Source organism: Micromonospora fluostatini (assembly GCF_050410825.1).
GTDB classification, from domain to species: Bacteria; Actinomycetota; Actinomycetes; order Mycobacteriales; family Micromonosporaceae; genus Micromonospora; species Micromonospora rosaria.
In genome coordinates this window covers 5,656,504-5,680,934 of the sequence record NZ_CP191251.1, presented here as the reverse complement: position 1 = coordinate 5,680,934, position 24,431 = coordinate 5,656,504, and the positions used below count along the sequence as shown (strand labels likewise).

The 24,431-nt window shown below is 73.1% G+C and carries 22 protein-coding genes, 1 tRNA gene and 1 riboswitch; of the genes, 13 read left to right on the top strand and 10 right to left on the bottom strand.

The window, feature by feature from the left end; genetic code table 11:
- Window positions 1-1,491, top strand: coding sequence for a serine/threonine-protein kinase (locus tag ACQUFX_RS25210; RefSeq protein WP_428962742.1), 1,491 nt, complete (start codon window positions 1-3; stop codon window positions 1,489-1,491).
- Window positions 1,488-3,332 carry a Stk1 family PASTA domain-containing Ser/Thr kinase gene (gene pknB / locus ACQUFX_RS25205; RefSeq protein WP_428962741.1) on the top strand — a complete coding sequence of 615 codons (1,845 nt, stop codon included), beginning with the start codon at window positions 1,488-1,490 and terminating at the stop codon, window positions 3,330-3,332. Before ACQUFX_RS25210 ends, pknB begins: the two co-directional genes overlap by 4 nt.
- A 124-nt stretch (window positions 3,333-3,456) precedes the next feature.
- Here pknB and ACQUFX_RS25200 read toward each other — a convergent pair whose 3' ends face one another.
- From ACQUFX_RS25200 to ACQUFX_RS25185, 4 genes are all read right to left on the bottom strand, one after another.
- On the bottom strand, window positions 3,457-4,107 hold the full coding sequence (locus tag ACQUFX_RS25200) for an aminodeoxychorismate/anthranilate synthase component II (protein ID WP_067372331.1): 651 nt from the start codon (window positions 4,105-4,107) through the stop codon (window positions 3,457-3,459).
- Window positions 4,108-4,112: 5 nt separating this feature from the next.
- On the bottom strand, window positions 4,113-4,409 hold the full coding sequence (locus ACQUFX_RS25195) for a hypothetical protein (RefSeq protein WP_428962740.1): 297 nt from the start codon (window positions 4,407-4,409) through the stop codon (window positions 4,113-4,115).
- A gap of 3 nt (window positions 4,410-4,412) precedes the next feature.
- Window positions 4,413-6,098, bottom strand: coding sequence for a class E sortase (locus tag ACQUFX_RS25190; RefSeq protein ID WP_428962739.1), 1,686 nt, complete (start codon window positions 6,096-6,098; stop codon window positions 4,413-4,415).
- A gap of 1,232 nt (window positions 6,099-7,330) precedes the next feature.
- Window positions 7,331-8,137, bottom strand: a complete 807-nt coding sequence (locus ACQUFX_RS25185; RefSeq protein WP_428962738.1) for a DUF881 domain-containing protein — start codon at window positions 8,135-8,137, stop codon at window positions 7,331-7,333.
- A 240-nt stretch (window positions 8,138-8,377) separates the two neighbouring features.
- Between ACQUFX_RS25185 and ACQUFX_RS25180 the strand changes: the two genes are divergently transcribed.
- From ACQUFX_RS25180 to ACQUFX_RS25165, 4 genes are all read left to right on the top strand, one after another.
- A complete protein-coding gene (locus ACQUFX_RS25180; protein WP_428962737.1) occupies window positions 8,378-8,647 on the top strand; it encodes a cell division protein CrgA in 270 nt (89 codons plus the stop codon).
- 330 nt (window positions 8,648-8,977) lie between these two features.
- Window positions 8,978-11,197 carry a (Fe-S)-binding protein gene (locus tag ACQUFX_RS25175; protein ID WP_428962736.1) on the top strand — a complete coding sequence of 740 codons (2,220 nt, stop codon included), beginning with the start codon at window positions 8,978-8,980 and terminating at the stop codon, window positions 11,195-11,197.
- Window positions 11,198-11,506: 309 nt separating this feature from the next.
- Window positions 11,507-12,520 (top strand): C40 family peptidase, encoded by a 1,014-nt coding sequence (locus ACQUFX_RS25170; protein ID WP_428962735.1) that lies wholly within the window; start codon window positions 11,507-11,509, stop codon window positions 12,518-12,520.
- A 221-nt stretch (window positions 12,521-12,741) separates the two neighbouring features.
- Window positions 12,742-12,882, top strand: a riboswitch (cyclic di-AMP (ydaO/yuaA leader).
- Between the two features lie 10 nt (window positions 12,883-12,892).
- Window positions 12,893-14,005 carry a C40 family peptidase gene (locus tag ACQUFX_RS25165; protein WP_428962734.1) on the top strand — a complete coding sequence of 371 codons (1,113 nt, stop codon included), beginning with the start codon at window positions 12,893-12,895 and terminating at the stop codon, window positions 14,003-14,005.
- A gap of 193 nt (window positions 14,006-14,198) precedes the next feature.
- Here the strand turns inward: ACQUFX_RS25165 and dcd are convergent, their stop codons facing one another.
- Entirely contained in the window at window positions 14,199-14,777 is a 579-nt protein-coding gene (dcd, locus tag ACQUFX_RS25160) for a dCTP deaminase (protein WP_067372329.1), read from the bottom strand.
- A 100-nt stretch (window positions 14,778-14,877) separates the two neighbouring features.
- Here dcd and ACQUFX_RS25155 point away from each other — a divergent pair, with 100 nt between their 5' ends.
- The 3 genes from ACQUFX_RS25155 (at window position 14,878) to ACQUFX_RS25145 (ending at window position 17,342) form a co-directional block, all read left to right on the top strand.
- Window positions 14,878-15,444: a pyridoxamine 5'-phosphate oxidase family protein gene (locus ACQUFX_RS25155; protein ID WP_428962733.1), complete on the top strand. Its 567-nt coding sequence runs from the start codon at window positions 14,878-14,880 to the stop codon at window positions 15,442-15,444.
- 116 nt (window positions 15,445-15,560) lie between these two features.
- Window positions 15,561-15,634, top strand: a tRNA-Gly gene (locus tag ACQUFX_RS25150).
- 319 nt (window positions 15,635-15,953) lie between these two features.
- Entirely contained in the window at window positions 15,954-17,342 is a 1,389-nt protein-coding gene (locus ACQUFX_RS25145) for an IS1380 family transposase (RefSeq protein WP_428962273.1), read from the top strand.
- A 221-nt stretch (window positions 17,343-17,563) separates the two neighbouring features.
- Here the strand turns inward: ACQUFX_RS25145 and ACQUFX_RS25140 are convergent, their stop codons facing one another.
- Both ACQUFX_RS25140 and ACQUFX_RS25135 read right to left on the bottom strand, forming a co-directional pair.
- Window positions 17,564-17,836 carry a helix-turn-helix domain-containing protein gene (locus ACQUFX_RS25140; protein ID WP_428962732.1) on the bottom strand — a complete coding sequence of 91 codons (273 nt, stop codon included), beginning with the start codon at window positions 17,834-17,836 and terminating at the stop codon, window positions 17,564-17,566.
- A 32-nt stretch (window positions 17,837-17,868) separates the two neighbouring features.
- Entirely contained in the window at window positions 17,869-18,258 is a 390-nt protein-coding gene (locus tag ACQUFX_RS25135) for a type II toxin-antitoxin system RelE/ParE family toxin (RefSeq protein ID WP_428962731.1), read from the bottom strand.
- Window positions 18,259-18,397: 139 nt separating this feature from the next.
- On the opposite strand from ACQUFX_RS25135, the gene ACQUFX_RS25130 reads away from it, so the two are divergent.
- Complete coding sequence (locus tag ACQUFX_RS25130; protein ID WP_428962730.1) at window positions 18,398-18,538, top strand: hypothetical protein; 141 nt, start codon at window positions 18,398-18,400, stop codon at window positions 18,536-18,538.
- A gap of 150 nt (window positions 18,539-18,688) precedes the next feature.
- Here the strand turns inward: ACQUFX_RS25130 and ACQUFX_RS25125 are convergent, their stop codons facing one another.
- Window positions 18,689-19,024 carry a hypothetical protein gene (locus ACQUFX_RS25125; protein WP_428962729.1) on the bottom strand — a complete coding sequence of 112 codons (336 nt, stop codon included), beginning with the start codon at window positions 19,022-19,024 and terminating at the stop codon, window positions 18,689-18,691.
- 309 nt (window positions 19,025-19,333) lie between these two features.
- Window positions 19,334-20,644: an MFS transporter gene (locus ACQUFX_RS25120; RefSeq protein ID WP_428962728.1), complete on the bottom strand. Its 1,311-nt coding sequence runs from the start codon at window positions 20,642-20,644 to the stop codon at window positions 19,334-19,336.
- A 96-nt stretch (window positions 20,645-20,740) separates the two neighbouring features.
- Here ACQUFX_RS25120 and ACQUFX_RS25115 point away from each other — a divergent pair, with 96 nt between their 5' ends.
- Entirely contained in the window at window positions 20,741-21,622 is an 882-nt protein-coding gene (locus tag ACQUFX_RS25115; RefSeq protein ID WP_428962727.1) for an LLM class flavin-dependent oxidoreductase, read from the top strand.
- Between the two features lie 74 nt (window positions 21,623-21,696).
- Here the strand turns inward: ACQUFX_RS25115 and ACQUFX_RS25110 are convergent, their stop codons facing one another.
- Entirely contained in the window at window positions 21,697-22,293 is a 597-nt protein-coding gene (locus ACQUFX_RS25110; protein ID WP_428962726.1) for a phosphoribosyltransferase family protein, read from the bottom strand.
- Window positions 22,294-22,457: 164 nt separating this feature from the next.
- Here ACQUFX_RS25110 and ACQUFX_RS25105 point away from each other — a divergent pair, with 164 nt between their 5' ends.
- Together ACQUFX_RS25105 and ACQUFX_RS25100 are read left to right on the top strand one after the other, a co-directional pair.
- Window positions 22,458-23,126 carry a septal ring lytic transglycosylase RlpA family protein gene (locus ACQUFX_RS25105; RefSeq protein WP_428962725.1) on the top strand — a complete coding sequence of 223 codons (669 nt, stop codon included), beginning with the start codon at window positions 22,458-22,460 and terminating at the stop codon, window positions 23,124-23,126.
- Window positions 23,127-23,275: 149 nt separating this feature from the next.
- Complete coding sequence (locus ACQUFX_RS25100) at window positions 23,276-24,403, top strand: PP2C family protein-serine/threonine phosphatase (protein WP_428962724.1); 1,128 nt, start codon at window positions 23,276-23,278, stop codon at window positions 24,401-24,403.
- The last annotated feature ends 28 nt before the right edge of the window (window positions 24,404-24,431 follow it).

The following is a 24,431-nucleotide window of genomic DNA, read 5'->3' as shown; positions in this document are numbered from 1 at the left end:
ATGCTCAGCCCCGGCGTCCAGCTCGGCAACCGCTACCGTCTCGACGAGCGGATCGCCAGCGGCGGCATGGGCGACGTCTGGCGCGGCATCGACCAGGTCCTCGGCCGTACGGTCGCGGTGAAGAGCCTGCTCCCCGCCCTGCTGGACGAGCCGGGCTTCGCCGAGCGGTTCCGGGGCGAGGCGCGCACCATGGCGACCATCAACCACCCCGGCGTGGTGGACGTCTACGACTTCGGCAGCGACCAGCAGATCGCCTTCCTGGTCATGGAGTACGTCGAGGGCGACGCGCTCTCCGCCACCCTGAACCGGGTCGGCCGGCTCACCCCGGCCCGGACGATGGCCCTGGTCGCGCAGGCCGCCGACGCGCTGCACGCCGCCCACGAGAAGGGCATCGTGCACCGGGACGTGAAGCCGGGCAACCTGCTGGTCCGCCCGAACGGCACGCTGGTGCTGACCGATTTCGGCATCGCCCGTTCCGAGTTGGTGGGGCAGCTCACCGCCGCCGGCTCGGTGCTCGGCACCGCCTCGTACATCTCGCCGGAGCAGGCCACCGGCGCGGTCGCCACGGCCGCCTCCGACGTGTACGCCCTCGGCGTGGTCGCGTACCAGTGCCTGGCCGGGCGGCGGCCGTTCGAGGGGGACAACCCGCTGGAGATCGCCATGAAGCACGTCCGGGACACCCCCCGGCCGCTGCCCGGCGACATCCCGCCCCCGGTCCGGTCGATCGTCGAACGGGCCATGGCCAAGGACCCGGCCGCCCGGTGGTCCAGCGCCGCCGCCCTCGCCGGGGTGGCCCGGCAGGCCAAGCAGGCGCTCTCCCAGCAGAACCGGGGCGGTGGGTCGGCCGGCCCGATCTCCGGGGTGCCGGCCTCGCCGGCCGGCCCGGGGCGGGCCCAGGTGCCCGCACCGCCCCGCCAGCATCCCCGTCCGCCGACGGTGGCCCGGCCGCCCGCCGTCGCCCGGCCGCCCGTCGCCCGGCCGCCCCGCCCACCGGCCGCGCTGCCGCAGCCCCGGCCGCCGATCGTGGCCCGGCCGCCGGCCCCGCCGGCGCACCCACCGGCGGTCGCGCAGCCACCCCGCCCGCCGATCTCCGCCCCGCCGCCGGTCTCGGCGCCGCGTCCGCCGGTCGCCCTGCCCCCGCCCCACCCGCAGGTGCTCCAGCCGGGTCCGCGCGGCGCCTCCGCCGTGCCGCCCGGCCGTCCGCTCGGGTACGCCCGGCCGCCGGCCCCGCCGGAGCCCCGCCGGTCCCACTCGGCGAGCGTACTGATCGTCATCCTGTTGGCCGCGCTGGTCCTGCTCTGCTCCGGCATGGTTTCCTACATTCGTAACCAGGCGTTGCCGGTGGGGCCGGGGACACCGGGCGTGACATCCGGTGTGGCCGTCGTCGGGGAACGCGACGATCTGGTCCCGACGCCGTACCGTCGGGTGCAAGGGCTCCTGCCGGCCAGCTTCGGCGAGACGACGACGAGCGAAGGACGACAGACGCGATGACAGCGCAGGCCCGCCTGCTCGGTGGCCGGTACCAGGTCGGCGAGCTGCTCGGCTACGGCGGCATGGCTGAGGTCCACCGCGGTCGTGACCTGCGGCTCGGTCGGGATGTCGCGATCAAGATGCTCCGTACCGATCTGGCCCGGGACGCGACGTTCCAGATGCGGTTCCGCCGGGAGGCGCAGAACGCCGCGTCGCTCAACCACCCGGCGATCGTCGCGGTCTACGACACCGGGGAGGAGACCGCCCCGACCGGCGAGACCCTGCCGTTCATCGTGATGGAGTTCGTCAACGGGCGGACCCTCAAGGAGGTGCTCGGCGCCGAGGGCCGGCTCCAGCCGCGCCGGGCGCTGGAGATCTGCGCCGACATGTGCGCCGCGCTGGAGTTCAGCCACCGGCACGGCATCATCCACCGGGACATCAAGCCGGGCAACGTGATGCTCACCCTGACCGGGCAGGTCAAGGTGATGGACTTCGGCATCGCCCGCGCCCTGGCCAGCGGTGCCACCACGATGACGCAGACCAGCGCGGTCATCGGCACCGCGCAGTACCTCTCCCCGGAGCAGGCGCGCGGCGAGGCCGTCGACGCCCGCTCCGACGTGTACGCGGCCGGTTGCGTGCTCTTCGAGCTGGTCTGCGGGCACCCGCCGTTCGTCGGGGACAGCCCGGTCAGCGTCGCGTACCAGCACGTACGGGAGACGCCGCCGACGCCGAGCGACATCAACCCGGACGTGACCCCGGCGGTCGACGCGATCGTGCTCAAGGCGCTGTCGAAGAACCCGCTCAACCGGTACCAGAGTGCCGGGGAGATGCGGGCGGACCTGCTCCGCGCGGCGGCCGGCCGGCCGGTGCTGGCCACTCCCGTGCTCCGGGAGGAGGAGGCCACCCACGTCGTGCCGCACGGCGCCGCGGCCGGGTACCCGACGGCCGTCGGCCCCGCCGCGACCCGGCAGGCGCCGGCCGCCCGGGTCGGCGACCCGCAGCGGCGGCGGACCTCGTCCTGGTTGATCGCGGTCTTCGCCGCGGTCGGGGTGCTGGCGGTGATCGCCCTGGTCGCCGCCCTCATGCAGAACCGCGAGGTGGAGGACCCCCGGATCGCGGTGCCGACCCTGACCGGGAAAGCGCAGGCCGAGGCGGTCGCCGAGCTGCGCAACGCCGGGTTCAACCCGGTGGTCGGCGAGCCGGTCTTCAACAGCACCTGCAACGAGAACACCGTCGCCGAGCAGGCCCCCCCGCCGGGCACCCGGCTGGAGCGGGACCAGACGGTGACCGTCCGGGTCTGCGGCGGCAAGCCCGAGGTGACCATCCCGAACGGCCTGGTCGGCTCGACCTTCGAGAACGTCGAGCAGCAGCTCGACGAGCGCGGCCTGGAGGTCGAGGAGAAGAAGGTCGACAGCGGCGAGCGGGAGGGGACGGTCGTCAAGGTCACCCCGACCGAGGGGACGAAGGTCGCCGAGGGCACCGAGGTCGTGGTCGAGGTCTCCCGGGGCAACATCCGGCAGGTGCCGAACGTCAACGGGCTGACCCGGGAACAGGCCGAGCGGGAGCTGGAACGCGCCGGCTACGAGGTCAGGGCCGTCGACGGCGAGGAGGTCCCGGCGGACCAGGCGGGCCGGGTCAGCGGGCAGAGCCCGGCGGCCGGCCAGAACCTGAAGACGGGCAGCCGGGTGACCATCGAGATCAGTGTGCCGGAGGAGCCCGAACCCGAGCCGTCCTCGCAGAGCCCGGAGCCGCCGGACCCGACCGGCAGCCCGGACGATCCCGGTGACGGCGACGGTGGGGGCGGTGGTGAGGGCGGCGGCCGGCCGTCGCCGATCTCCCCGGCGGTGCGCTTCACCGACTGAGCCGACCGACCGGTGTCGGGCCCGCCAGTCGCCGACACCGGCGGTCGGCGCGACGGCCGGTGTCGGCGACCCGGCACCGCCGGGCCGGCGGTGCCGGTTCCGGCGGTCGGGTGAGGGGTCGGGCTCAGACGGTGGCGAAGGCGGCCAGTCGGCGGGCGTCGACCTCGGCGGCGAGTTCCGGGGCCCGGTCGAGGGCGTCCCGGTGACCGCAGCTCGCCAGCCAGTTGGCCAGCATCAGGTGCCCGCCCTCGGTGAGCACCGACTCGGGGTGGAACTGCACGCCCTCGATCGGCAGCGTCCGGTGCCGCATCGCCATCACCACCCCGGATCCGGTCCAGCCGGTGACCTCCAGCTCCTCCGGCAGGGTCTCCGGCAGGACGGCCAGCGAGTGGTACCGGGTCGCGGTGAAGGGGTCCGGCAGCCCGGCCAGCACCCCGACCGAGCGGTGCTCGACCTGCGAGGTCTTGCCGTGCAGCAGCTCCGGTGCGCGGGCCACGGTGGCGCCGAACGCCTCCCCGATCGCCTGGTGCCCCAGGCACACCCCGAAGATCGGCAGCTCGCCCGCGTACCGGCGGATGACGTCCAGGCAGATGCCGGCCCGGTCCGGGCTGCCCGGCCCGGGAGAGAGCAGGATCCCGCCCGCCCCGAGCCGCCCCACCTCGGCGACGTCGATCTCGTCGTTGCGGCGCACCTCGCACTCCACCCCGAGCTGGCCGAGGTACTGCACGAGGTTGAAGACGAACGAGTCGTAGTTGTCGATCACCAGTACACGCATCGTCGTCACCGGTCCGGAGTGGGGGGCGGGGTGTTGTTGCGATCGGTGTCGTACGGCAGGTCGTGCTCGTCGCCGGCCGGCGCGTCGTCGTCGCCGGGCAGGTCCGGGTCACCGCCGGCCGGGCCACCACCGGGCTCCCCGGCGGGCTGCTCGACCTGCACGTCGTCGAAGGGCAGCAACGGCTCGGCCCAGGGGAACACCACGTACCAGAGCAGAGCGACGGTCGCCGTGGCGAGCATCAGGCTGCCGATCAGCTTCCCCGGCAGCCCGAACGGGAGCCTGCGCCAGATCCACGCGTACACCGGTCAGCCTCCCAGCTCCGCCGGGCGCCCTTCCGACTTGGCCATCGTACGGTCGAGTTCGGCGTGGACGATGAGTCGCTCGTAGTTGTCGAACTTGGGGTTGCAGGTGGTCAGGGTGAGCATCGCCTTGGTCGGCTTGGCGTCCGGCCGGCCGGGAACCGCGGCCACCACCTCGACCTGCGAGGGCTTCACGATGTGGTTGCGGGAGACCCGGTAGACGTACCAGTTGGTCTTCGACTCCGCCACGATCACGTCACCGTTGTTCAGCTCGTCCAGCCGCCAGAAGGTGGCCCGGTTGCGGTGCCCGGCGACCGAGAAGTTCCCCACCTGGCCGGGCAGGGCGGTGTCCGGGTAGTGGCCCGGGGCGTACCGGATGTCCTTCTGGCCCACCCCCTCGACCACGATCCAGCTCTTGTCCAGCTTCGGGATGTAGAGGCCGGCGATGGGCCGGCCCTGCACCGGTGGCTTCGGGGTGGCGGCGGCCGACGGGCCGCTCGACGGGCTGGCCGACGGGGCGACCGTCGGGTCCCCGCTGGGGCCCCACTCCTGCGCGAGCTGCGCGGAGAGGTCGTTCTGGTGGGCGTCCACGATCGCCGACTTGCCCCAGATCTCGTACCCGGCGAAGAGGAGCACCACCAGGCCGAAGGTGATCAGGACTTCACCGGAGAAGCGGATGCCGGTCCGCAGTCGGGAGCCGAAGGTGGGTCGGGTCAGCTCGGAGTAGACGCTCTTGTAGCTGTCCCCGGTCTGCTCGGGGCGGAGCTGGACGACCCGCTCGCCCCGGCGGCTGCGGGGCTCCTCGGCCGGGCCATCGGCGTCGGAGCCGACCGGGTCACCGCTGCGCTCCACCCGGGGCACCGCCCCCATCAGGGCGGTCGCGTCGAGGGCCGGCTCGCGCTGCGGGCCGTGCCCCGGCGTACGTCCGGAACCGTGCGTCCCGGCCTTGGCGACCGCCGGGATGACCGCGGTGGCCGCCGGGTCGGCCGGCCGGTCACCGCCGCCGGGGCCGGGGCCGGCTGGTCGGTCACCTCCGCCGGGGGCGGTCGGTCGCGCACCGCCGCCGGGGGCGGCCTGGGGTGCGTCGAATCCGGCTGGGCCGGAGTGGCCGGGAATGTTGCCGGTCGCCGCAGGTCGCTCTCCCGGCTGCCGGTCGCGGCTGTCGAGAGGCGTGATGAAGGCGGTCGGCCCGTCGCTGGGGCCGGCCGGTCCACCGGTACGCCCCGGGTCTACCGCCCGGCCCGCCTCCAGGCTGGTCCGGCCCGCGTCCGGGGTGTTCCGGTGGGCGGTCGGCCAGGCCGGCGCGGTCGACCGGCCGTCCTCGCGCTGGCTCCACCCGCCCTCGTGCGGGCCGCCGCGCCGGTCGGCCCGGTCGCCGTCCCGGCCAGCCGGCCAGCCGGCCCGGTCCGCGTTCGACCCGCCGGCCCAGGTGGGCTGCTCCGTCTCCGGACCCCCGTGCCGTACCGGGCGGTCGGTGCCCGTGCCGCCGGCCCAGGCGGGCTGGTCGCCTTCCCGGCCCTCGGCCCAGCCGGTCCGGTCCGTGCCCGGGGCGGTCCGGTCGGTGCCGGGGGCGGTACGCCAGCCGGCGCGGTCGGTGTGCTGGCCGTTCGGGGCGGAACGGTCGGAACGCGGGTCGCCGCCCCAGGGCGGCGCGCCCCGGTCGGACTGGTGGGCCTGCGCGCCGTTCGCCATGTTCCCCGGCCCGGTCGGACCGGGGCCCTCGGGACCGTGCCGCTGGCCCGCCCCGGTCGCTGACTGCGGGGTTCCGCCCTGACCGCCCCCGTCCGGGTAGCCGCCGGCGGCGTACCCGGGCCCGCCGGTCGCCGGGGCGGCGGGGTGACGCGGCGCGGCCGGCTGCTCGGAGCGTTGCTGACCGGACCAGGGGGGCGGGGCACCCGCCCCGGCAGGCCCACCGGCCCGGCCGGGGCCCGCGGTCGTGCCCTGGGTCTCCCGTCGGCTCGACGGCTCGGGCTGCCGGTGGGGCTCATGCTGGCCGTGCTGCGGGGCCTGGCCGTGCTGCGGGGCCTGGCCGTGCTGCGGGGCCTGGCCGTGCTGCGGGGCCTGGCCGGGTCCCTGCGGCCAGCCTTGCGGCTCGGGCCGGGCTTGCGGCTCGGGCCGGTTGTGCGCCTCCGAGTGGCTGCGGGCCTCAGGGCGACCGTGGAGATCGCTTCGGCCGGGGGCTTCGGGGCGGCCGGCGGCCTCGGCTCGGCCGTGGGTTCCGCTGCCGTAAGTATCGTTGCCGTGGCTTCCGGCGCCGGGAGCGGCCGGCGCGCCGGGGTGGCCGCCAGCGTCGCCAGCCGGCCCGCCCGGGGCGGCACCCGGCCAGGCTCCGTTACCGGCGGGCCGCCCGTCGGGCAGGTGGGGAGTCGGGGGACGGAGTTGGTCGGCGGGGCGGCCGTGCTGGCTGCCGGGGCGGCTGGGCTCCGGCGGGGCCGCCGGCCCAGCCCAGAGGCCGTTACCCTGGCGCGGGTCGGCCACGCCCGGCCCCGGCCGGGGATCGGCGGCCGCGCCCCGAGAGTCGCCGGCCGTCTGCCGAGGGTCGGCGGCGGTCACGCTCCGGGGGCCGGCGGCGGTGACGTGCCGGGGGTCGGCGGTCTGCGCGCCCGGCCGCAGCTCGGGCGTGGGTGTGCCCGATCCGGGGCCGGCCGGGCGGTTGCCCTGCTGAGGACCGGTCGACCGGGTGTCCTGGTGCGGGCCGGCCGGGCGGGGGCCCTGCTGGGGGCCGGTCGGGCGGGACGGGGGGACCGGAGCCGGCCACGGGCCGGCGGAGCCCTGCGGGACCGGGGCGGGCCAGGGGCCGGACGGTACGCGGGCCGTCGGCTGCGGGTCGGGACGGTTCACCGGGGGCAGGAACGCGGTGGAGTCCTCGCGTGGCCCGTGCTGGCGGGGGTCGCGCTCGTCCCGCCAGTCGTCCGGCAGGCGGCTCACCGGTCGACCTGGGCCGAGCGTAGCGCGGTCGAGTCCTCGAAGGCCGGCACGGTGACCGTGGAGACGGTCTCCGAGTAGCCGAGCTGGTAGTCGTCGACCGCTTCCTTGAACAACCGGACTCCCTTGGAGCCGGCGAGGGCCTGCTGGAGTGCGGCCGGATCGCCGATTGCTACGATCTTGAACGGTGGGGAGTACACCCGGCCGTGCAACAGCAGGGTGTTACCGACGCAGCGTACCGCGCTGGTAGCCAGCACGCGGACATTCATGATTGACATGGCCTCGGCGCCCCCGGCCCACAGCGCGTTCACCACCGCCTGGACGTCCTGCTGGTGGACGACCAGCTCGTCGTTGCTCACCCCATCGGGCAGACTCTGGTCGCCCAGCCGCTGGGCGTCGTTCAGCTCGACCGTCATCCCGGGGCCGGTGAGCGCGGTGAAGCCGGCGGTCTCCCGGCTGGCCTCGGCGCGGTTACGCTGCTCCGCGATCGGCGTGTCCGACCCGGCCAGGGCACCGGTGGTGTTCTCCACGTCGGCGCGCAGCTCCGCGGCCCGCCGCTCGCTCGCCGCGACCTGCTCGCGGCGCTCCTCGATGACCTGCGTCAGCTCGGGGCGGCGGTCCTCCCGCAGCGCGGTGCCGCCGGCCGTGGTGGCGGTGGTGGTGAAGAGCAGCCCGGCCGCGGCGGCGATCACGGGTACGCCGATGGACCAGCCCGGCCGTCGCTGCCGTGGCCGTCGTGGCAGCAGCCCGACGACGGCGCGCCGGAGCACCTTCTGCCAGGAGGCCGCGCCGGATGTGTACTCCACCGAGCCCCACCTTCCCCGTGATCGATCGGTCGTGCCCGCCGGGACGCGGGCCGCTGGTCGGCCTGTCGACCCGAACAGTCCCCCATAATTCGGTCACTCTTAGCAGTGGAGTGGCCCCATTCGTGGCTTGGACGGGTCTTCGGCACTACGCTAGCTGTCGAAACATTATTGGCCATGGACCGTCGCCCTCGCGCCCGGTTGTCAGGCCGGACGAGGTCGTCACCCCCTCTGGAGAGCGTCGTGCCCAAGTCTCAGGTTCGCAAGAAGAAGGTGTACACCCCGCCGACGGACGTCCGTCCGACGGCGGCGACGGCTGCGGCGCGGAGCAAGCCTAGCCCGGTCTGGCTGCCGGTCACGGCGGTCTCGCTGATCGTCTTCGGCATCGGCTGGCTGGTCGTGTACTACCTCTCCGAGCAGGAGTACCCGGTCATGTCGTGGGGGTACTGGAACCTCGCGGTCGGGTTCGGCGCCATGGTCGCGTCGTTGATCGTGCTCTCCCGCTGGCGCTGACGCCCCTCGGGACCTCTGGTGCCGGCCGTCGGGGGACGGCGGCGGCACCGGCCCGCCGGGTGCATCCCGGCCACGTAACCCCTGCCCAGCGACGAAGGCTGAACGCGCCTTAAGGTGTGTGCAGGGCGGCGCGGCCCGTCAGGTGCGAGGAGCCTCACGTTACCGATGAGTAACCTTGCGCGTAGGCTGCACTGCATGACCGAGCGGAGCGAGGTCATCGGCCGAACGGGTCGGATCTGCGGGAGCGGCGTGCCGCCGCTGGTCCCCCGCTGACCTGTCCCACCGGTCGCCGAGCCGCTCGACAGGCAGCAGACCCGGGAGGCCAACTCGATGGGCAGCGTCCAGATCGTCACCACGATCCTCGCGGCCGCCATCACCGCCGTCGCGGTGTGGCTTGCGGTACGCGCGGTCAAGCAGATGACGGCCGTCATCCGGCTGGGTCAGCCCGACCCGTCGCGCTCCACCGACAAGGGCGCCCGGACCAGGGCGATGCTCCTGGAGACCGCCGGCCACACCCGGATGCTCCGCTGGAGCGTGGTGGGCGCGGCGCACTGGTTCGTGATGCTGGGCTTCATCGTCCTGTCGCTGCTGGTGCTGGAGGCGTACTTCGAGGTTGTCTCCCCGACCGGCGGCCTGCCGCTGATCGGCGGCTGGGCGGTCTACGGCCTGGTCACCGAGTGGATCGGCATCTTCGGCCTGGTCAGCATCGTGGTGCTGATCGGCATCCGGCTGCGGAACCGGCCGAACCGGCCCGGCGCGCGGTCCCGGTTCACCGGATCGACCATGTGGCAGGGGTACTTCGTCGAGGCGGTCGTCCTCGGCGTCCTGATCATGGGCTTCGTCATCCGGGGCTTCAAGGTCGCCACCGACCACTTCGAGTACCCGGCCTGGGCGACCCCGCTCAGCCACGCCGTCGGCGCCGCCCTGCCCGGCTGGGAGACCGGCGTCAGCGTCGCCGCCCTCGTCAAGATCTCGATCTCGATGATCTGGGTCATCGTGATCTCCCTGAACGTCACCATGGGCGTCGCCTGGCACCGCTTCCTGGCGTTCCCCAACATCTTCTTCAAGCGCGACCCCGTCGGCGCCGGCTCCGGCCTCGGCGCGCTGCGCCCGATGACGAGCGAGGGCAAGCCGCTCGACTTCGAGGAGGCGGACCCCGAGAAGGACCAGTTCGGGGTCGCCCAGGTCGAGCAGTTCACCTGGAAGGGCCTGCTCGACTTCAGCACCTGCACCGAGTGCGGTCGCTGCCAGTCGCAGTGCCCCGCCTGGAACACCGGCAAGCCGCTGTCGCCGAAGCTGCTGATCCTGAGCCTGCGCGACCACGCGTACGCCAAGGCGCCGTACCTGCTGGCCGGCGGTGGCAAGGACCTGACCGGCGAGGAGAAGGCCACCGCCGCCCAGCTCGCGCACGTCGACGTGCTGGCGCTGGCCGAGGCGGAGAAGCCGCTGATCGGTGACGCCGAGGCCGGTGGCGTGATCGACCCGGACGTGCTCTGGTCCTGCACCACCTGCGGGGCCTGCGTCGAGCAGTGCCCGGTCGACATCGAGCACGTCGACCACATCGTCGACATGCGCCGATACCAGGTGCTGATCGAGTCGAGCTTCCCCTCGGAGGCCGGCGTGATGCTGCGCAACCTGGAGAACAAGGGCAACCCGTGGGGCGCCCCGCAGAACACCCGGGAGGACTGGACCAAGGGCCTGGACTTCGAGGTGCCCCGGGTCGGTGAGGTCGAGGACTTCGAGTACCTGTTCTGGGTCGGTTGTGCCGGCGCGTTCGAGGACCGGGCCAAGAAGACCACCCGGGCGGTCGCCACCCTGCTGAACGAGGCCGGCGTCTCCTTCGCCATCCTCGGCGAGGGGGAGACCTGCTCGGGCGACCCGGCCCGCCGGATCGGCAACGAGTTCGTCTTCCAGATGCTGGCCCAGCAGAACGTGGAGACCCTGAACGAGGCGTTCGAGGGTCGGGAGAAGGCCAAGCGCAAGATCGTCGCCACCTGCCCGCACTGCTTCAACACCCTGGGCAACGAGTACGGCCAGCTCGGTGGTGAGTTCGAGGTGGTGCACCACACCCAGCTCCTGGCGCACCTGGTCGCCACCGGCAAGCTGACCCCGGTCCAGCCGGTCGACGGCGGCGTCACGTACCACGACCCGTGCTACCTGGGCCGGCACAACCGGGTCTTCGCCCCGCCCCGCGAGGTGCTGGGCAGCGCCATCGGCGGCGGCGCGGCCGGCACCGGCGACGGTGGGCTGATCGAGATGCCGCGCAACAGCGAGCGCTCGTTCTGCTGCGGCGCCGGTGGTGCCCGGATGTGGATGGAGGAGCGGATCGGCAAGCGGATCAACGTGGACCGGGTCGAGGAGGCCATGTCCACCGGGGCGAAGACGGTCGCCGTCGGCTGCCCGTTCTGCTCGACGATGCTCACCGACGGCGTGAACGGCAAGGGGGCCGGCGAGCAGGTCGAGGTGGTCGACGTGGCCAGCGTCCTGCTCCGTTCGGTCAAGCCCGAGCAGCCGGCCACGGGCCGGGAGAACGAGCCCGTCGCGGGCTGAGCGCGTACCCGGAGAACCGCCGGGACGGACGACGGCGGTGGCACCCCGCGCGGGGCGCCACCGCCGTCGCGGGTCCGGGACCGGATCGGCGGGGCGGCCGGCTCGACCGAATTCTCCCTATCGATGTGCGTCGCTCCACAGAATTCGAATACCGTTGGTACGCAAGCGACAGCGGACCGGTAATGGTGAAAAACCTCGCCTTGCCGAGGCCGCTTGCTTTCCCTAATGTTGGGCACCGGCCGTTTGTGGATCCTCTGTCTCGCCCTCCCCTCCTCGCGAGGCGCCCGGCGGTCGTCGGCAAAGGAGTCGGTGCCGGTGGCGAGCCTGCCCCCTCATCGTCGTGTCCCGGAACTGCCCGCCCGCACCCGTGGCGCGCGCCGGGCGTTGACCCGTCTGCTCACACTCTGCGCGGCGGTGCTCGTCGGCGTCGGGGTGTTCGCCGTCCCGGCCCACGCGGAGCCCACGGTCGACGAGATCGAAGCCAAGATCGACAAGGAGTGGCGGAAGCTCGAACCGACCATCGAGCAGTACAACAAGGTCCGCTCCGAACTGAGGGTCAACCGCCGCAAGTCGGCGGAGCTGGAGAAGAAGATCCAGCCCCTGCAGTTGGAGAGTGAGCTGGCGCTCAACCGGATCAGTGAGCTGGCTTCCCGGTACTACATCATCGGCCCCTCCTACGAGCTGGGCGCGGTGCTGGTGAACAGCCGCCCCGGCCAGCTCGGCGAGCAGCTCACCATGCTCGACCGGGTCGCCTCCGAGCAGCGCCGCCAGATCGAGGGCGTGCTGGCCGTCCAGGCCAAGTACAACACCGAGAAGGAAAAGTTCGACACGCTCGTCACCACGCAGAGCAAGCAGCAGAAGGAACTCGCCGAGAAGCGCAAGAGCATCGAGGCCGAGATCAAGCGGCTCCAGGCGGCCATGCCGAAGACCGTCGTGAAGGCCACGAACTGCCCCACCGTCAACGGGGTGGTCACCGAGGCGGCCCGGATCGCCATCCGGACGGCCTGTGCCCAGGTCGGCAAGCCGTACGTGTTCGGGGCCACCGGGCCGAACTCCTTCGACTGCTCCGGCCTGACCCAGTACGCGTACCGGGCCGCCGGGATCAGCCTGACCCACTTCACCGGTGCCCAGTGGAACCAGGGCCGGGCGATCCCGCGCAGCGAGGCCCGCCCCGGTGACCTGGTCTTCTTCTTCAGCGACCTGTCCCATGTCGGCCTGTACATCGGCAACGACCTGATGGTGCACGCGCCCCGGGCCGGAAAACCGGTCAACGTGTCCAGCATCAACCACATGCCGGTCGCCGGGTTCCGTCGACCCGGCTGACCCCTCCGGTACCCCCGCACCGAGGCCCCCGGCACCGCCGGGGGCCTCGGTCGTCGTGTCGCCCGGGTCCCCGGTGGAATCCGAACAGGACTCGCCTCATCTCAGGCGAGTGAGCGAACGTGAGACGGAGTGTCACGGGTCACTCCGTTGCGGATCGACAGGTGCCTCTCTACGCTGATGAACCGTCGGCCGGCAGCAGGTCCGCCCAACCCGGGCGGTAACGGCCGACGCCGCCGAGTCGCCCACCCAGGGCGAGCCGGGGACCCAGGTACGCCGGGGTGAATCCGCAGTCCACTGCGGTAGGGCGTCCCCTTCCGCCCGAACCCGTCAGCTAACCCGGTAGGCGGTTCCGGAGAAGGAGTACCGAGCCCGGTGGCACACCATGCCCCGCGGCCACCGTCCACCCGGTCGGCACCCGCCGACCCGGTGCCGGCTGCGCCGCGCCCACGCTCGTCCCGCCGCACCACCGCACTCCGGCACGTCGCTCCGTCCCACGGCCGCACCGCGCCTCGTGGCGGCACCGCTTCGCGAGGGGCCGCCGGTCTCGTCGCGCTGGCCGTGGCCGCCGGCCTCCTGGTCGGCCTGCCCGGTGCGGCCCACGCCGAGCCGTCGGTCGCCGAGATCGAGCGCCGGATCGACCAGGACTGGAACCGGCTCGAACCGATCATCGAACGGCACAACGCCGTCCGGCAGGACCTCGCCGCCCGGCGGCGCGAGGTCGCCGCCCTGGCCGCCCGCATCGAGCCGTTGCAGCGCCAGGTCGACGAGGCCATGCTGCGGGTCAGCCGACTCGCGGTGCGGGCCTACAAGGGCGAGAGCGTCTCGGCGGTCAACGCCATGCTGGCCGGCCGTACCCCGGGGGAGCTGATCAGCCGGATCGAGCTGATCGACCGGGTCGCCCACCGGCAGCACGAGGACGTCCGGGCGGCCCGGGAACTGCGCGACGAACTGGCCGCCCGCAAGGCCCCGCTGGACCGGCTGGTCGGCCTCCTCGACCGGACCGAGAAGGGCCTGGCCGCCAGCCGCCGGCAGATCGACGCCGAGATCGACCGGCTCCAGAAGCTGCGGCTGCGGGCGTACGGCAAGGGTGCCGGCGGTCCGCTGCGCCCGGCGCCCTGCCCGGTCTCGTACCCCGGTGGCGCGGCCGGCGAGGCGGTCCGGTTCGCCTGCGCCCAGATCGGCAAGCCGTACGTCTGGGGCGCCGAGGGCCCGCACGCGTACGACTGCTCCGGGCTGATGCTCGCCGCCTGGGCGACGGCCGGCGTCCGGCTTCCGCACAACGCGGCCCGGCAGCGCAAGGTGACCCCCTCGGTGAGCCGTTCCGAGCTGCGCCCCGGTGACCTCGTCTTCTACTACCGCGACCTGCACCACGTCGGCATGTACGTGGGCGGCGGCTGGGTGGTGCACGCCGCCCGCGCCGGGGTGCCGGTGAAGATGAAGCGCCTCGGCGACAGCCCGATCCACAGCTTCGGTCGCCCCGGCTAGCACGCGACCTCCTGCCGCCGGCGGCGGTGGGCTCGGCGGTCCGGTCGGGGGCCGCCGTCCACCCGCGCACCGGCGGACCCGTGGTCCCGTTCTCCGACGGGACCGTCAGCGCCGCCCCCGCCGGTCCCGCGGGGGCGGCGCCGGGTTTCCGCCCCGGTGGCCGCCCTTCCGCGGTACGACGTTGTGCTGCTCGTCAGCGGGTGGGCCAGGTCCGCCACTGCTGCCAGGACCGGCTGGGCGTCGGCCCGCGCTGACCCTGGTACCGGGAGCCGTAGACGGCCGAGCCGTACGGGTGCTCCGAGGGCGAGGAGAGCCGGAAGATGCAGAGCTGGCCGATCTTCATCCCCGGCCAGAGGGTGATCGGCAGGTTCGCCACGTTCGACAGCTCCAGCGTGACGTGGCCGGAGAAGCCCGGGTCGATGAAGCCGGCGGTCGAGTGGGTCAGCAGGCCGAGCCGGCCCAGCGAACTCTTGCCCTCCAGCCGGCCGGCGAGCTGCTCGCCGAGGGAGATCACCTCAAGCGTCGAGGCGAGCACGAACTCGCCCGGGTGCAGCACGTACGGCTCGCCCTCCGGCACCTCGACCGGGGAGGTCAGGTCGTCCTGCTGCACCGACGGGTCGATGTGCGTGTACAGGTGGTTGTTGAAGACCCGGAAGAGCCGGTCCAGGCGTACGTCGATGCTGGACGGCTGCACCAGGGCGGGCTCGAACGGCTCCAACGCGAGCGTGCCCGCCTTGATCTCGATCAGGAGGTCACGGTCGGAGAGCAGCATCGGGTCACCCTATCGAGCGAGCGGTGCGGGCCCGTTATCCGGTACCGGTGACCAGCGTGTTGGGTCGCTTGTCGTACACGTGTTCGATAGAATGCGGGGCATGGCTTCCTGGTCCGATTTCGCCGCTGACGAGCCCCGCCTCGCCGACGGCATCCGCCTCCTCATGCAGCAGTACGGGCCGGGCTTCGGCTACCTGGCCACGGTCCGCGCCGACGGTGGGCCCCGGGTGCACCCGGTCTCCCCGGTGATCACCGACGAGGGGCTGTTCTGCTTCGTCATCGACTCGCCGAAGCGGCGCGACCTCGAACGCGACGGGCGGTACGCGCTGCACTCCTTCCCACCGGAGGACAGCGACGACGAGGCGTACGTGGCCGGGCACGCCCGGCCGGTGACCGACCGGGCCCGGGTCGCCCGGCTGGCCGAGATCGGGCGGGCGGCACCGGCGGTCGACTGGCGGCTCTTCGAGTTCAGCGTCGACGTCGCCATGCTCACCCGGCGCGACTTCGGGCTGGACGTCCCCGGCGAGGCACCCCGCCGGCCGACCGTGCAGGTGTGGCTGGACCCGCGCGGCGAGGGCGGCTCGCGCACCCGGGCCGACGACACCGCCGTGTCCGACCCGTGGCCGCCGAACCGCGAGCACGACCCGCAGTGCACCGTGGCGGCCTGACCACCAGGCACCCGTCGCCGGCCCCGTGAGGGGCGGGGTCGGCGACGGGCGGTGCGGCGGGTCGGGCGGGGGGTCTGGTGCGGGTGGGCGCAGACTCAGGTACAGTGGTGCCGCCTGCGGGTGTAGTTCAATGGCAGAACATCAGCTTCCCAAGCTGACAGTGCGGGTTCGATTCCCGTCACCCGCTCCACGCACGAAGGCCCTGACCGGGACGCGAGCCCCGGTCAGGGCCTTCGATTTCCCAAGTTCAAAGATCACGTGACGTGCCGTTGGCCCTGCACACCATTGGCCTCGTTCCGGTCGGCCGGCACGTCTTACGCCTTGTCCTTGCCTTCGGTTGCCTTCGTGGCCTGCTTCTGGTCGGCGAGTACCGCCCGGTGCGGCGCCTGAGCCTCGATCCACCGATGAAGGCTGGGTTGGCGAGACCCCGTAGACAGAAGGTGCCCCTTGAGCTGGAAGGATAGGAGTTCTCACGCTTCTATCGTTCGGCTCGAAAGGGCACCTCGCAGGTGAGATTACGCCATGACGCGCCGGTGGTGCGCGCGACGTTTGATGATCCGAATCTGGTGTCGTGTGCCGGGCTGGTGCCGGTGATGCGGCTGGCCGAGCGGGCCGGTCTGCATGACGCGGTCACCGACCGGTTGAGCCTGCCGACGGACAAGGGCGCGAACCCGGCCGGGAAGGTCGCCACGATCATCGCGGGGATGCTCGCCGGTGCGGACAGCATCGACGACCTCGACGTGACCCGGCACGGCGGCATGCGGTCGCTGTTCACCAGCGTGTACGCGCCCTCGACACTCGGCTCGTTCCTGCGCACGTTCACCCATGGGCATGTGCGGCAGTTGCAGGCCGCCGCCCGAGACACGTTGATCGGCCTGGCTCGGCGGGCACCACTGCTGGCCGGCGCCGACACGCTGTGTTTTGTGGACATCGATTCGATGCTGCGGCGGGTGTTCGGCAAGCGCAAGCAGGGCATCGGGTTCGGCCACGCCAAGGTCGGCGGCTACAACGTCTGGCTGCGCGGCTACAACCCTGTGGTGGCGACGTTGTCCACGCCGTTGTCGGTGCCGGTGATCGCCGCCACCCGACTGCGCGCCGGTAACGCCGGCTCGGCCCGCGGTGCGGCCAGCATGATCGCCGAGGCGATCACCACGGCCCGCTCGTGCGGCGCAACGGGGGAGATCGTGGTGCGCGCCGACTCGGCGTTCTACGCCAAGACCGTCATCGCCGCCTGCCGCCGCCGCAAGGTGCGGTTCTCACTCACCACCCGGATCGACGCGAAGATCCGCACCGCCTGCGAGAGCATCACGGACGCCCAGTGGATCGACATCAAGTATCCGCAGGCCGTCTGGGACGACGACGCCGGAAGGTGGATCTCCGACGCGCAGATCGCCGAGACCGAGTACACCGCGTTCGCCGGCACCCGCCACCAGATCACCGCCCGGCTGATCGTGCGCCGCGTCCGCCGCGACGACCCCGCCCAGGCCCCGGGCCAGGAAGAACTGCTGCCCACCTACCGGTATCACGCGGTGTTCACCGACAGCCCCTACACGCTCGTGCAGGCCGAAGCCCAGCACCGCCAACACGCGATCATCGAGCAGGTCAACGCCGACCTGATCGCCGGACCCCTCGCGCACCTGCCCTCGGGCCGGTTCAGCGCGAACGACACCTGGCTGACCTGCGCCGGCATCGCCCACAACCTCACCCGCGCCGCCGGACACCTCGCCGCCGGCGCCTGGGCGACCGCCCGCCCGGCCACCATCCGCACCCGGATCATCAACGTCGCCGCCCGCCTCGCCCACCGGGCCCGCACCATCATCGTGCACCTACCCGAGCACTGGCCCTGGCAAGCAGCGCTCGACAACCTCTACACCGCCGTCGGGCCGGCACCCGGCTGACCACGACCCACCAGCCGGAACCAGGCGGCCCGACCACAGGCCACAACCCCCGCTACCCGCCCCGAACCACCCAACCGGAGCAAGCCGATCACGTAATCGGCGGCTCCCACACACCCTGCCGAATCACCAATCACAAAAAGATCAATTGGCCATCAGCGGCAACCGCATCGGTGGATCGAGGCTGAGCCTCTGGTTGCCGCATCCTTCTGTCGTGTCAAGAGTCAGCTCAGTGTGAGCCGATCGCCGTCAAAGTCAGCGACGATTTCCAGTCTGCCGCCGAGCGCGGACACGTACCGCTCGATGGTGCCGACCTCGGTCGTCGGCACCTCGCCCTTCTCGATCGCGGCCACCCGTGGTTGGGAGACCTGCATCCGGTCGGCGACCTCCCGCTGGGTCAGGCCGCGACGCTCGCGCATCTCACGCAGTCGATTAGCTCGGACCCCAGCGAGCATGCGCTCCTTGTGCTCGGCGACCTTGGCCTCATCAAGGTTCATACGGGAGCGGGTGTCCCGCCAACTGCGTGCCATCAGCGCTGTCCCTTCAACGTCCGAAGGTGTTCGGCGAAGAGTGTGTCGGCCATGAGGATGTTGGTCTCGTACCAGCCCTTCCAGTTGCCGGCTTTGTTTCCTGCTACCAGCAGGATGGCTGTCCGGGTTGGGTCGAAGGCGAACAGGATGCGGATCTCGGTGTCACCCGAGGAGCCGGGTCTGAGCTCCTTCATGTTCTTGTAGTCCGAACCCTTGATCCGATCGACGAGGGGACGACCCAAGGTCGGCCCTTCCCTGGCGAGGATGTCAATGGCAGCGGCTACCTGGTTGGCGGATTCCGGGTCCTCCTTGCTGAGGTGGATGAGCCACTCGTCGACCTCATCGGTGGAGTCGATCCGCCACTCGCCCGCACCTTCACTGTAGCCCACGTACAACTCCTGCGTTATGTGGATCTTTGTTTTAGGTTCACTGGATCCACGGCCGCCTCCACGCGCGGCCCGGGTTCGAGCCGTTGCGTCGCTCTTCGCGGCCTGGAACGCCGCCGTCGACGCGGAGGACCACCTGGGCATGGAGCACGCGTACCAGGCGATCCGGGCCGTCGTCACGATGACGTACCCGGACGGTCGTCCGGTCGCCGAGTTCATGCTCGGCATCGAGGGTGACGAGGCCAGCTTCCGCTGGCACGACGAACCCTTCGACGAGGAGTAGCGCCCGTCCACAGCCGGGCCAGGTGGATGGCTATTCGCCCCGAACCGCCCCCGACCAGCACGGACGTCGGTCGCGGCGGCGGACGGCGGGCGCTGACGGTACCGCCGCACCCGGCCCCGGTCGCGCGCGGTGACCGGGGCCGGTCGCCGCCTACCCGGTCGGCAGGGCGGTGCGGTCGGCCTCCGGCGAGGTCGCCGGGGGCGGCTGGTGCACACCGGCACCGAGGTCGGGGGTCGGAGTCCCGGCGGCGGGCAGGGGTAGCCGGTGCAGGGCGCGGGCGATGGTGCGCCAGGGCAGGAGCGCGTCACCCCAGCCCCGGACGTCGAACGAGGCGAGCATCGCGGGAGCCCGTTCGACCAGGCGGGCCCCGTCGGGGAGGCGGGCGAGCGCGTAGCAGAAGATCAGCCAACTGGCGAAGGCCAGGTAGACCAGGGCGGCGAGGAGCAGGAGGAACACGCCGAGGGCGTGCAGGAGGTCAGGGTTCACGGCGCCGGAGTCCTTCGGGGCGGAGGAGCGTCACTGCCGATGGGTACGCAGGTCCGTGGCGTGCTGCTGCCGGATCGACCTGCGGAGCGGCCAGCCGAGGCCGCGGGGGCCGTCCTTTCTTCCCCCACCTCGTGACCGACTCTGCCCACCGGCGCGTGACGTGTGCCGGCGTCGACGTGCGGGGCACCGGTCGAACGGGACCAGCCCCGACGTCGCTGCCCACCAATATGCCACCGACCGGCAACACGGCGCTACCACCCGGCCGCGCGGCGCGGCCGGACGTCGACCGGCCTCGACACCGGGGACTGCTCAGGCGCGGGAGCCTGCGGCTTCCCGGGCCGCGTCCGGCGGGGGTACCGGGCCGGTTCCGGGGATGGTCGCCGGTGCGCCGTCGCCCCGCCGCTGGTGGCCGTACCGGCGCTGGTGCCGGATGCCCGCGAGCACCCCGGCGGCGACCAGGACGGCCGAGCCGACGCCGACCGCCGGGTACCCGACCTGGCCGGCGGCGGCGAGGCCGAGCGAGGCGGCGACGAAGGAGCAGATCAGCCCGAACGACGAGAAGAGGGTGAAGTCGCTGCCCCCGGTCGCCGGTCGGGAGTAGTCCATGTTCACCGTGTAGACGACCACGTTCAGGACCGTGTACGCGGCCATGAAGCAGCTCAGCGCGACGACGGTGCCGGTGAGCGGGGCATCGCCGCGCAGCAGCGGCAACAGCAGGACGACGGAGAGCGTCAACAGCGCGCCGCCGAAAACGAGGACGGCGCTGCGGCTGGACCGGCCGATCCCGGCCCCGGCGACGAGACCGGCCACGATCGCCGGCACGCTGATCACGACGCCGGTCACCACGCCGATCCGCGCCAGCGACCAGCCGGCGTCGACCAGGGCCGGGGTGACCAGGGCGTACGCCGCGCCGGAGCCGACGTAGACCAGGGGTACCACGACGAAGGTCCACCACCGGCAGCCCGGCTGGCCGAACGCCGACCACAGTGCCCGGTACGCGCTGCCGACGCCGGGTACCCGGTCGGTGCGGGGCGGCTCCCGGAACCGCCACACCACGACCAGCCCGACGGCGGTCAGCGCGGCCAGCAGCAGGATCGCCGCCGCCCAGCCGTACCGGTCGTAGACGATCACGCAGGCGCCGCCGCCGAGCAGGTTGCCGAGGTAGCTGGCGGCGACCTGGATGCCGTTTCCGGTACCCCGGGCCCGGGTCGACAGCAGTCGGACGGCGACGGCGTCCGCAGCGACGTCCTGGGTCGCGGAGAGCAGCACGTACACGGCGCAGATGGCGACGATCGGGCCCAACTGCTCGGCCGGGCGGGGGAAGGGCAGCAGGGCGAGCAGGGCCAGCACCAGTCCGCTCTGGAGCACCAGCAACCAGGAGCGGTAGTGGCCGTGCCGGCGGGAGCCGTACCGGTCGAGGAGCGGGGCCCAGAGGAACTTGACCGGCCAGATCAGGCCGATGGCCTGGAGCAGGGCCAGGGTGTCCAGCGAGGTGCCCCCGTCGCGGAGGATGGCGGTCAGCCCGACGGTGATGAACCCGATGCCGAGGTACTGGGTGACGTAGAGCGCGGTCAGCGTGCCGAGCCGGCCCGATTCGGCGCGCTGCCGAGGTGGCTTCACGAACACTCCCGGTGCGGAGCGAAGGAGTTAGGGAAGGGTAACCTAACTTACTGCGGCGTTCAGCGCGAGACCGCCGGAGTGCGTAGGGTGGCGGCCATGCGGATCGGCATCGTGATTCTTGGCGACCAGCGCTGGGCGCAGTCCCGGCACCGCTGGACGCAGGCCGAGGAGTGGGGCTTCGACCACGCCTGGACATACGACCACCTGGGCTGGCGGGACCTGGTCGACGGGCCGTGGTTCGACTCGGTGCCCACCCTCACCGCCGCCGCGACGGTGACCTCGCGGATCCGGCTGGGCACGCTGGTGGCCTCGCCGAACTTCCGGCACCCGGTCTCCTTCGCCCGACAGGTGACCGCGCTCGACGACATCTCCGACGGCCGGGTGCTGCTCGGCATCGGCGCGGGCGGGATCGGGTTCGACGCCACCGTCCTGGGTGGGGAGACGCTGCCGCCGCGCGTACGGGTGGACCGGTTCACCGAGTTCACCGAACTGCTCGACCGGGTGCTCACCGAGGACGGTACGACCTGGCGCGGCGAGTGGTACGCGGCGGTGGACGCGCGCAACAACCCGGGCTGCGTGCAGCGGCCCCGGGTGCCGTTCGTGGTCGCCGCGAACGGCCCGCGCTCGATGCGGCTGGCGGCGACGTACGGCCAGGGCTGGGTCACCACCGGGCTCGGCGGGGACGACCTGCCGAGTTGGTGGCAGAGCGTGACCGACCTCAGCGCGCAGTTCGACCGGGCGCTGGCGGCGAACGACCGGGACCCGGCGACGGTCGACCGGTACCTCTCGCTGGACTCGGCCCCGCTCTTCTCGCTCAGCAGTCCCGACTTCTTCGCCGACCAGGTGGGCCGCGCCGCCGACCTCGGCTTCACCGACGTGATCACGCACTGGCCGCGCGCCGAGAGCTGGTACGCCGGGGACGAGGCGGTGCTGGCCGAGGTGGCGACCGGTCTGCTGCCGGAGCTGCGCAACGCCTGACGCCCACCCGGCGGCCCAGCCAGCCAGCGAGGCGGGTCGCGTCACCGCGGCCGGGGTGAGGAGAGGCGGCCGGGTCAGGTGAGGCGGGTCGCGTCCACCAGGGCGCGGATCCGCAGCTCGCGCGCCACCTCGGGCGGGCAGTCGGCGGCCACTGCGGCGACCCCGACCACGGTGGCCCCCCGGGCGGCGCAGACCTCGTCGATCGCGCGGACCTGGGCGCCGGTCGCCACCCAGTCGTCCACCACCAGCACCCGGTCGCCGGGGCCGAGGTGGCGGTCCCGGATGCCGAGGGTGACCCGCCGGCCCCGGAAGTCCGGTGGGCTCTGCGCCCAGGTCACCGCGCCGGGGGGCCGGCGGCCGTCGCCCGGTTTGAGCGCCGGCACGAAGCCGACGCCCAGCGCGGTCGCGGCGAGCGGCCCGAGGAGCAGGCCGGTCACGGCGGGGGCGACGACGACCGTGGGCCGCTCGACCCGGAACGGGGCGACCAGGGCCGGGCCCAACCCGGCCAGCACCTCCGGGTCGCGCCACCAGCCGGCGACGTCGCTGACCAGGTGGCCGCTCTCCGGGCCGGGGTCGACCCAGCGGAACAGCTCGACCAGCCGCGCGACCAGCTCGGCGGGGGCGGCGGTGGCTGAGCCGGGGGGCGCGTCGTCGTCACGGGGCGCGGGCACGCCACCATCCTGCGGTACGGGTACGAGCGGGCCAGCGCGGGTCGGATGATCGGCTACACGTATCACTGCAAATGCGGACTTAATGCCATGATCACGTTGACTTCGGAAGTGCTTCTCTCGTTACGGTCCGACCCGGTTTGTAGTGAAGGTGAAAGGACCGGCCGGTGACCGACAGCCCCCTGCGTACCCGCATCTTCTCCTCGCCGGCCGGCGTCGCGGCCACCGCCGTGGTCGGCGTCGCCCTGGCCGTCGGCGGGACCGTCGGCACCGTACGCCTGACCGCCGGCGCGACCGGGTCGACGCCGCCGCCGGCCGTGGTCGACCCGCTGCCCACCACCGCCGTGCCCGGTCCGCCGGCCGCGTCGCCGAGCGTGACCACCTCCCCGAGCCCGACCGCGTCGCCGACCGCGCAGCCCAGCCCGAGCCGGACCGAGGCGGCCTCCCGGAGCCGGCCCCGGACCGCCGCGCCGAAACCGACCACCGCGAAGCCGGCGGCCACGCCGACCACCGCGAAGCCCAGCCCGGCGAAGAAGCCCGCCCCGACCGTGGTCGACAGCGGCTCCTGCGGGGCGTCCTTCTACGCCTCCGGGCAGGTCACCGCCAACGGGGAGGCGTTCGACCCGAACGAGTTGACCGCCGCGCACAAGACCCTGCCGTTCGACACCCGGGTCCGGGTGACCAACCCGGACACCGGCGCGTCGGTCACCGTCCGGATCAACGACCGGGGCCCGTTCATCGCCGGTCGCTGCCTCGACCTCTCCCGCGCCGCCTTCGCGGTGATCGCTCCGCTGGAGATCGGCGCGCTCACCGTGCGCTACGACGTGCTCGGCTGAGCCGCCCGGCCGTGCCGGCCGGGTGGCCGGCCCCCGGTGGTCCCGTGCCTGATCAGGGGCACGGCGATCGGATCGGCCCCGGGGTCCGGGCGGCCAGAACCTCGTCGGTCGACGGGCCAGGTTCATTCACCCGTTCCCGAGGATCAGGCATGCTGTCCCTCGTACGCACGCATCCCTCCCAGCCGGGCCGTGGCCCGCTGACCCCCGGATCCCGCGCCGGTCTCGGCGCGGCCCTCGCTCTGCTCGCGATCGGCTGCGCGGTGGAGGTGGCCGACGGGCGGGACGTGCACTACGTGCCCCTCTTCTCCGCCGCCCCGCTGCTCGTCGCGCTGGCCGGATCGTGGCGACTGGTGCTCGGCCTGGGCGCCGCCGCGACTTTGCTGGGCGTCTGCTTCGCCTTCGCCGAGCCGACCCCGTCGCTGGCCACCGCCACCGGCCTGGGCACGGTCGCGGTGGTGACGGGGCTCGCCGCGGCGCTGGCGTCGGTCCGGCAACGGCAGGCCGACCGGCTGGTCGAGTTGTCGAAGCTCGCCACGGTCGCCCAGCAGGCGGTGCTGCGACCGCTCGGGCCGCAGGTGGGGACGCTCGCCGTCGCCGGCCGGTACATCTCGTCGACCGCCACCGCCGAGATCGGCGGCGACCTGTACGAGGCGATCGACACCCCGTACGGGGTGCGGATGCTGATCGGGGACGTCCGGGGCAAGGGGCTGGACGCGGTCCGGCTGGCCAGCATCGTGCTCGGCTCGTACCGGCACGTCGCGTACGAGCGGGCCGACCTGCGGGCGATCGTGGCCGACCTGGACCGGGCGGTGGCCCGCAACGTGGGTGACGAGGACTTCGTCACGGCCGCTCTGGTGGAGGAGCGGGGCGGCACGCTCACCATCGTCAACTGCGGCCACCCGCCGCCGCTGCTGCTGCGCCGGGGCGCGGTGATCCCGCTGGAGCCGCCCGCCCCCGCCCCGCCCCTGGGGTTCATGCCGGAGGTCCGGCCCCGGGTGGAGCGCCTCGAACCGGGGGACCGGCTGCTGCTCTTCACCGACGGGCTCGGCGAGGCCCGCCGGGACGGCGAGTTCTTCCCGACCGCCGACCGGGCCTGGCGGCTGCTCGGCCACGGGACGGTCGGCGACGGCCTGGCCTCCCTGGAGACCGCGCTGGTCGAGTGGGTGCACGGCCAGCTCGACGACGATATCGCGCTGGTGCTGATGGAGTACGCCGGACCGCGTACCGACCCGGCCGTGGCCGTGCCGAGCTGGGAGGTCGGCGCCACCGAGTCGTGAGCCGGACGCGGGGCGTGATCCTGGTCAC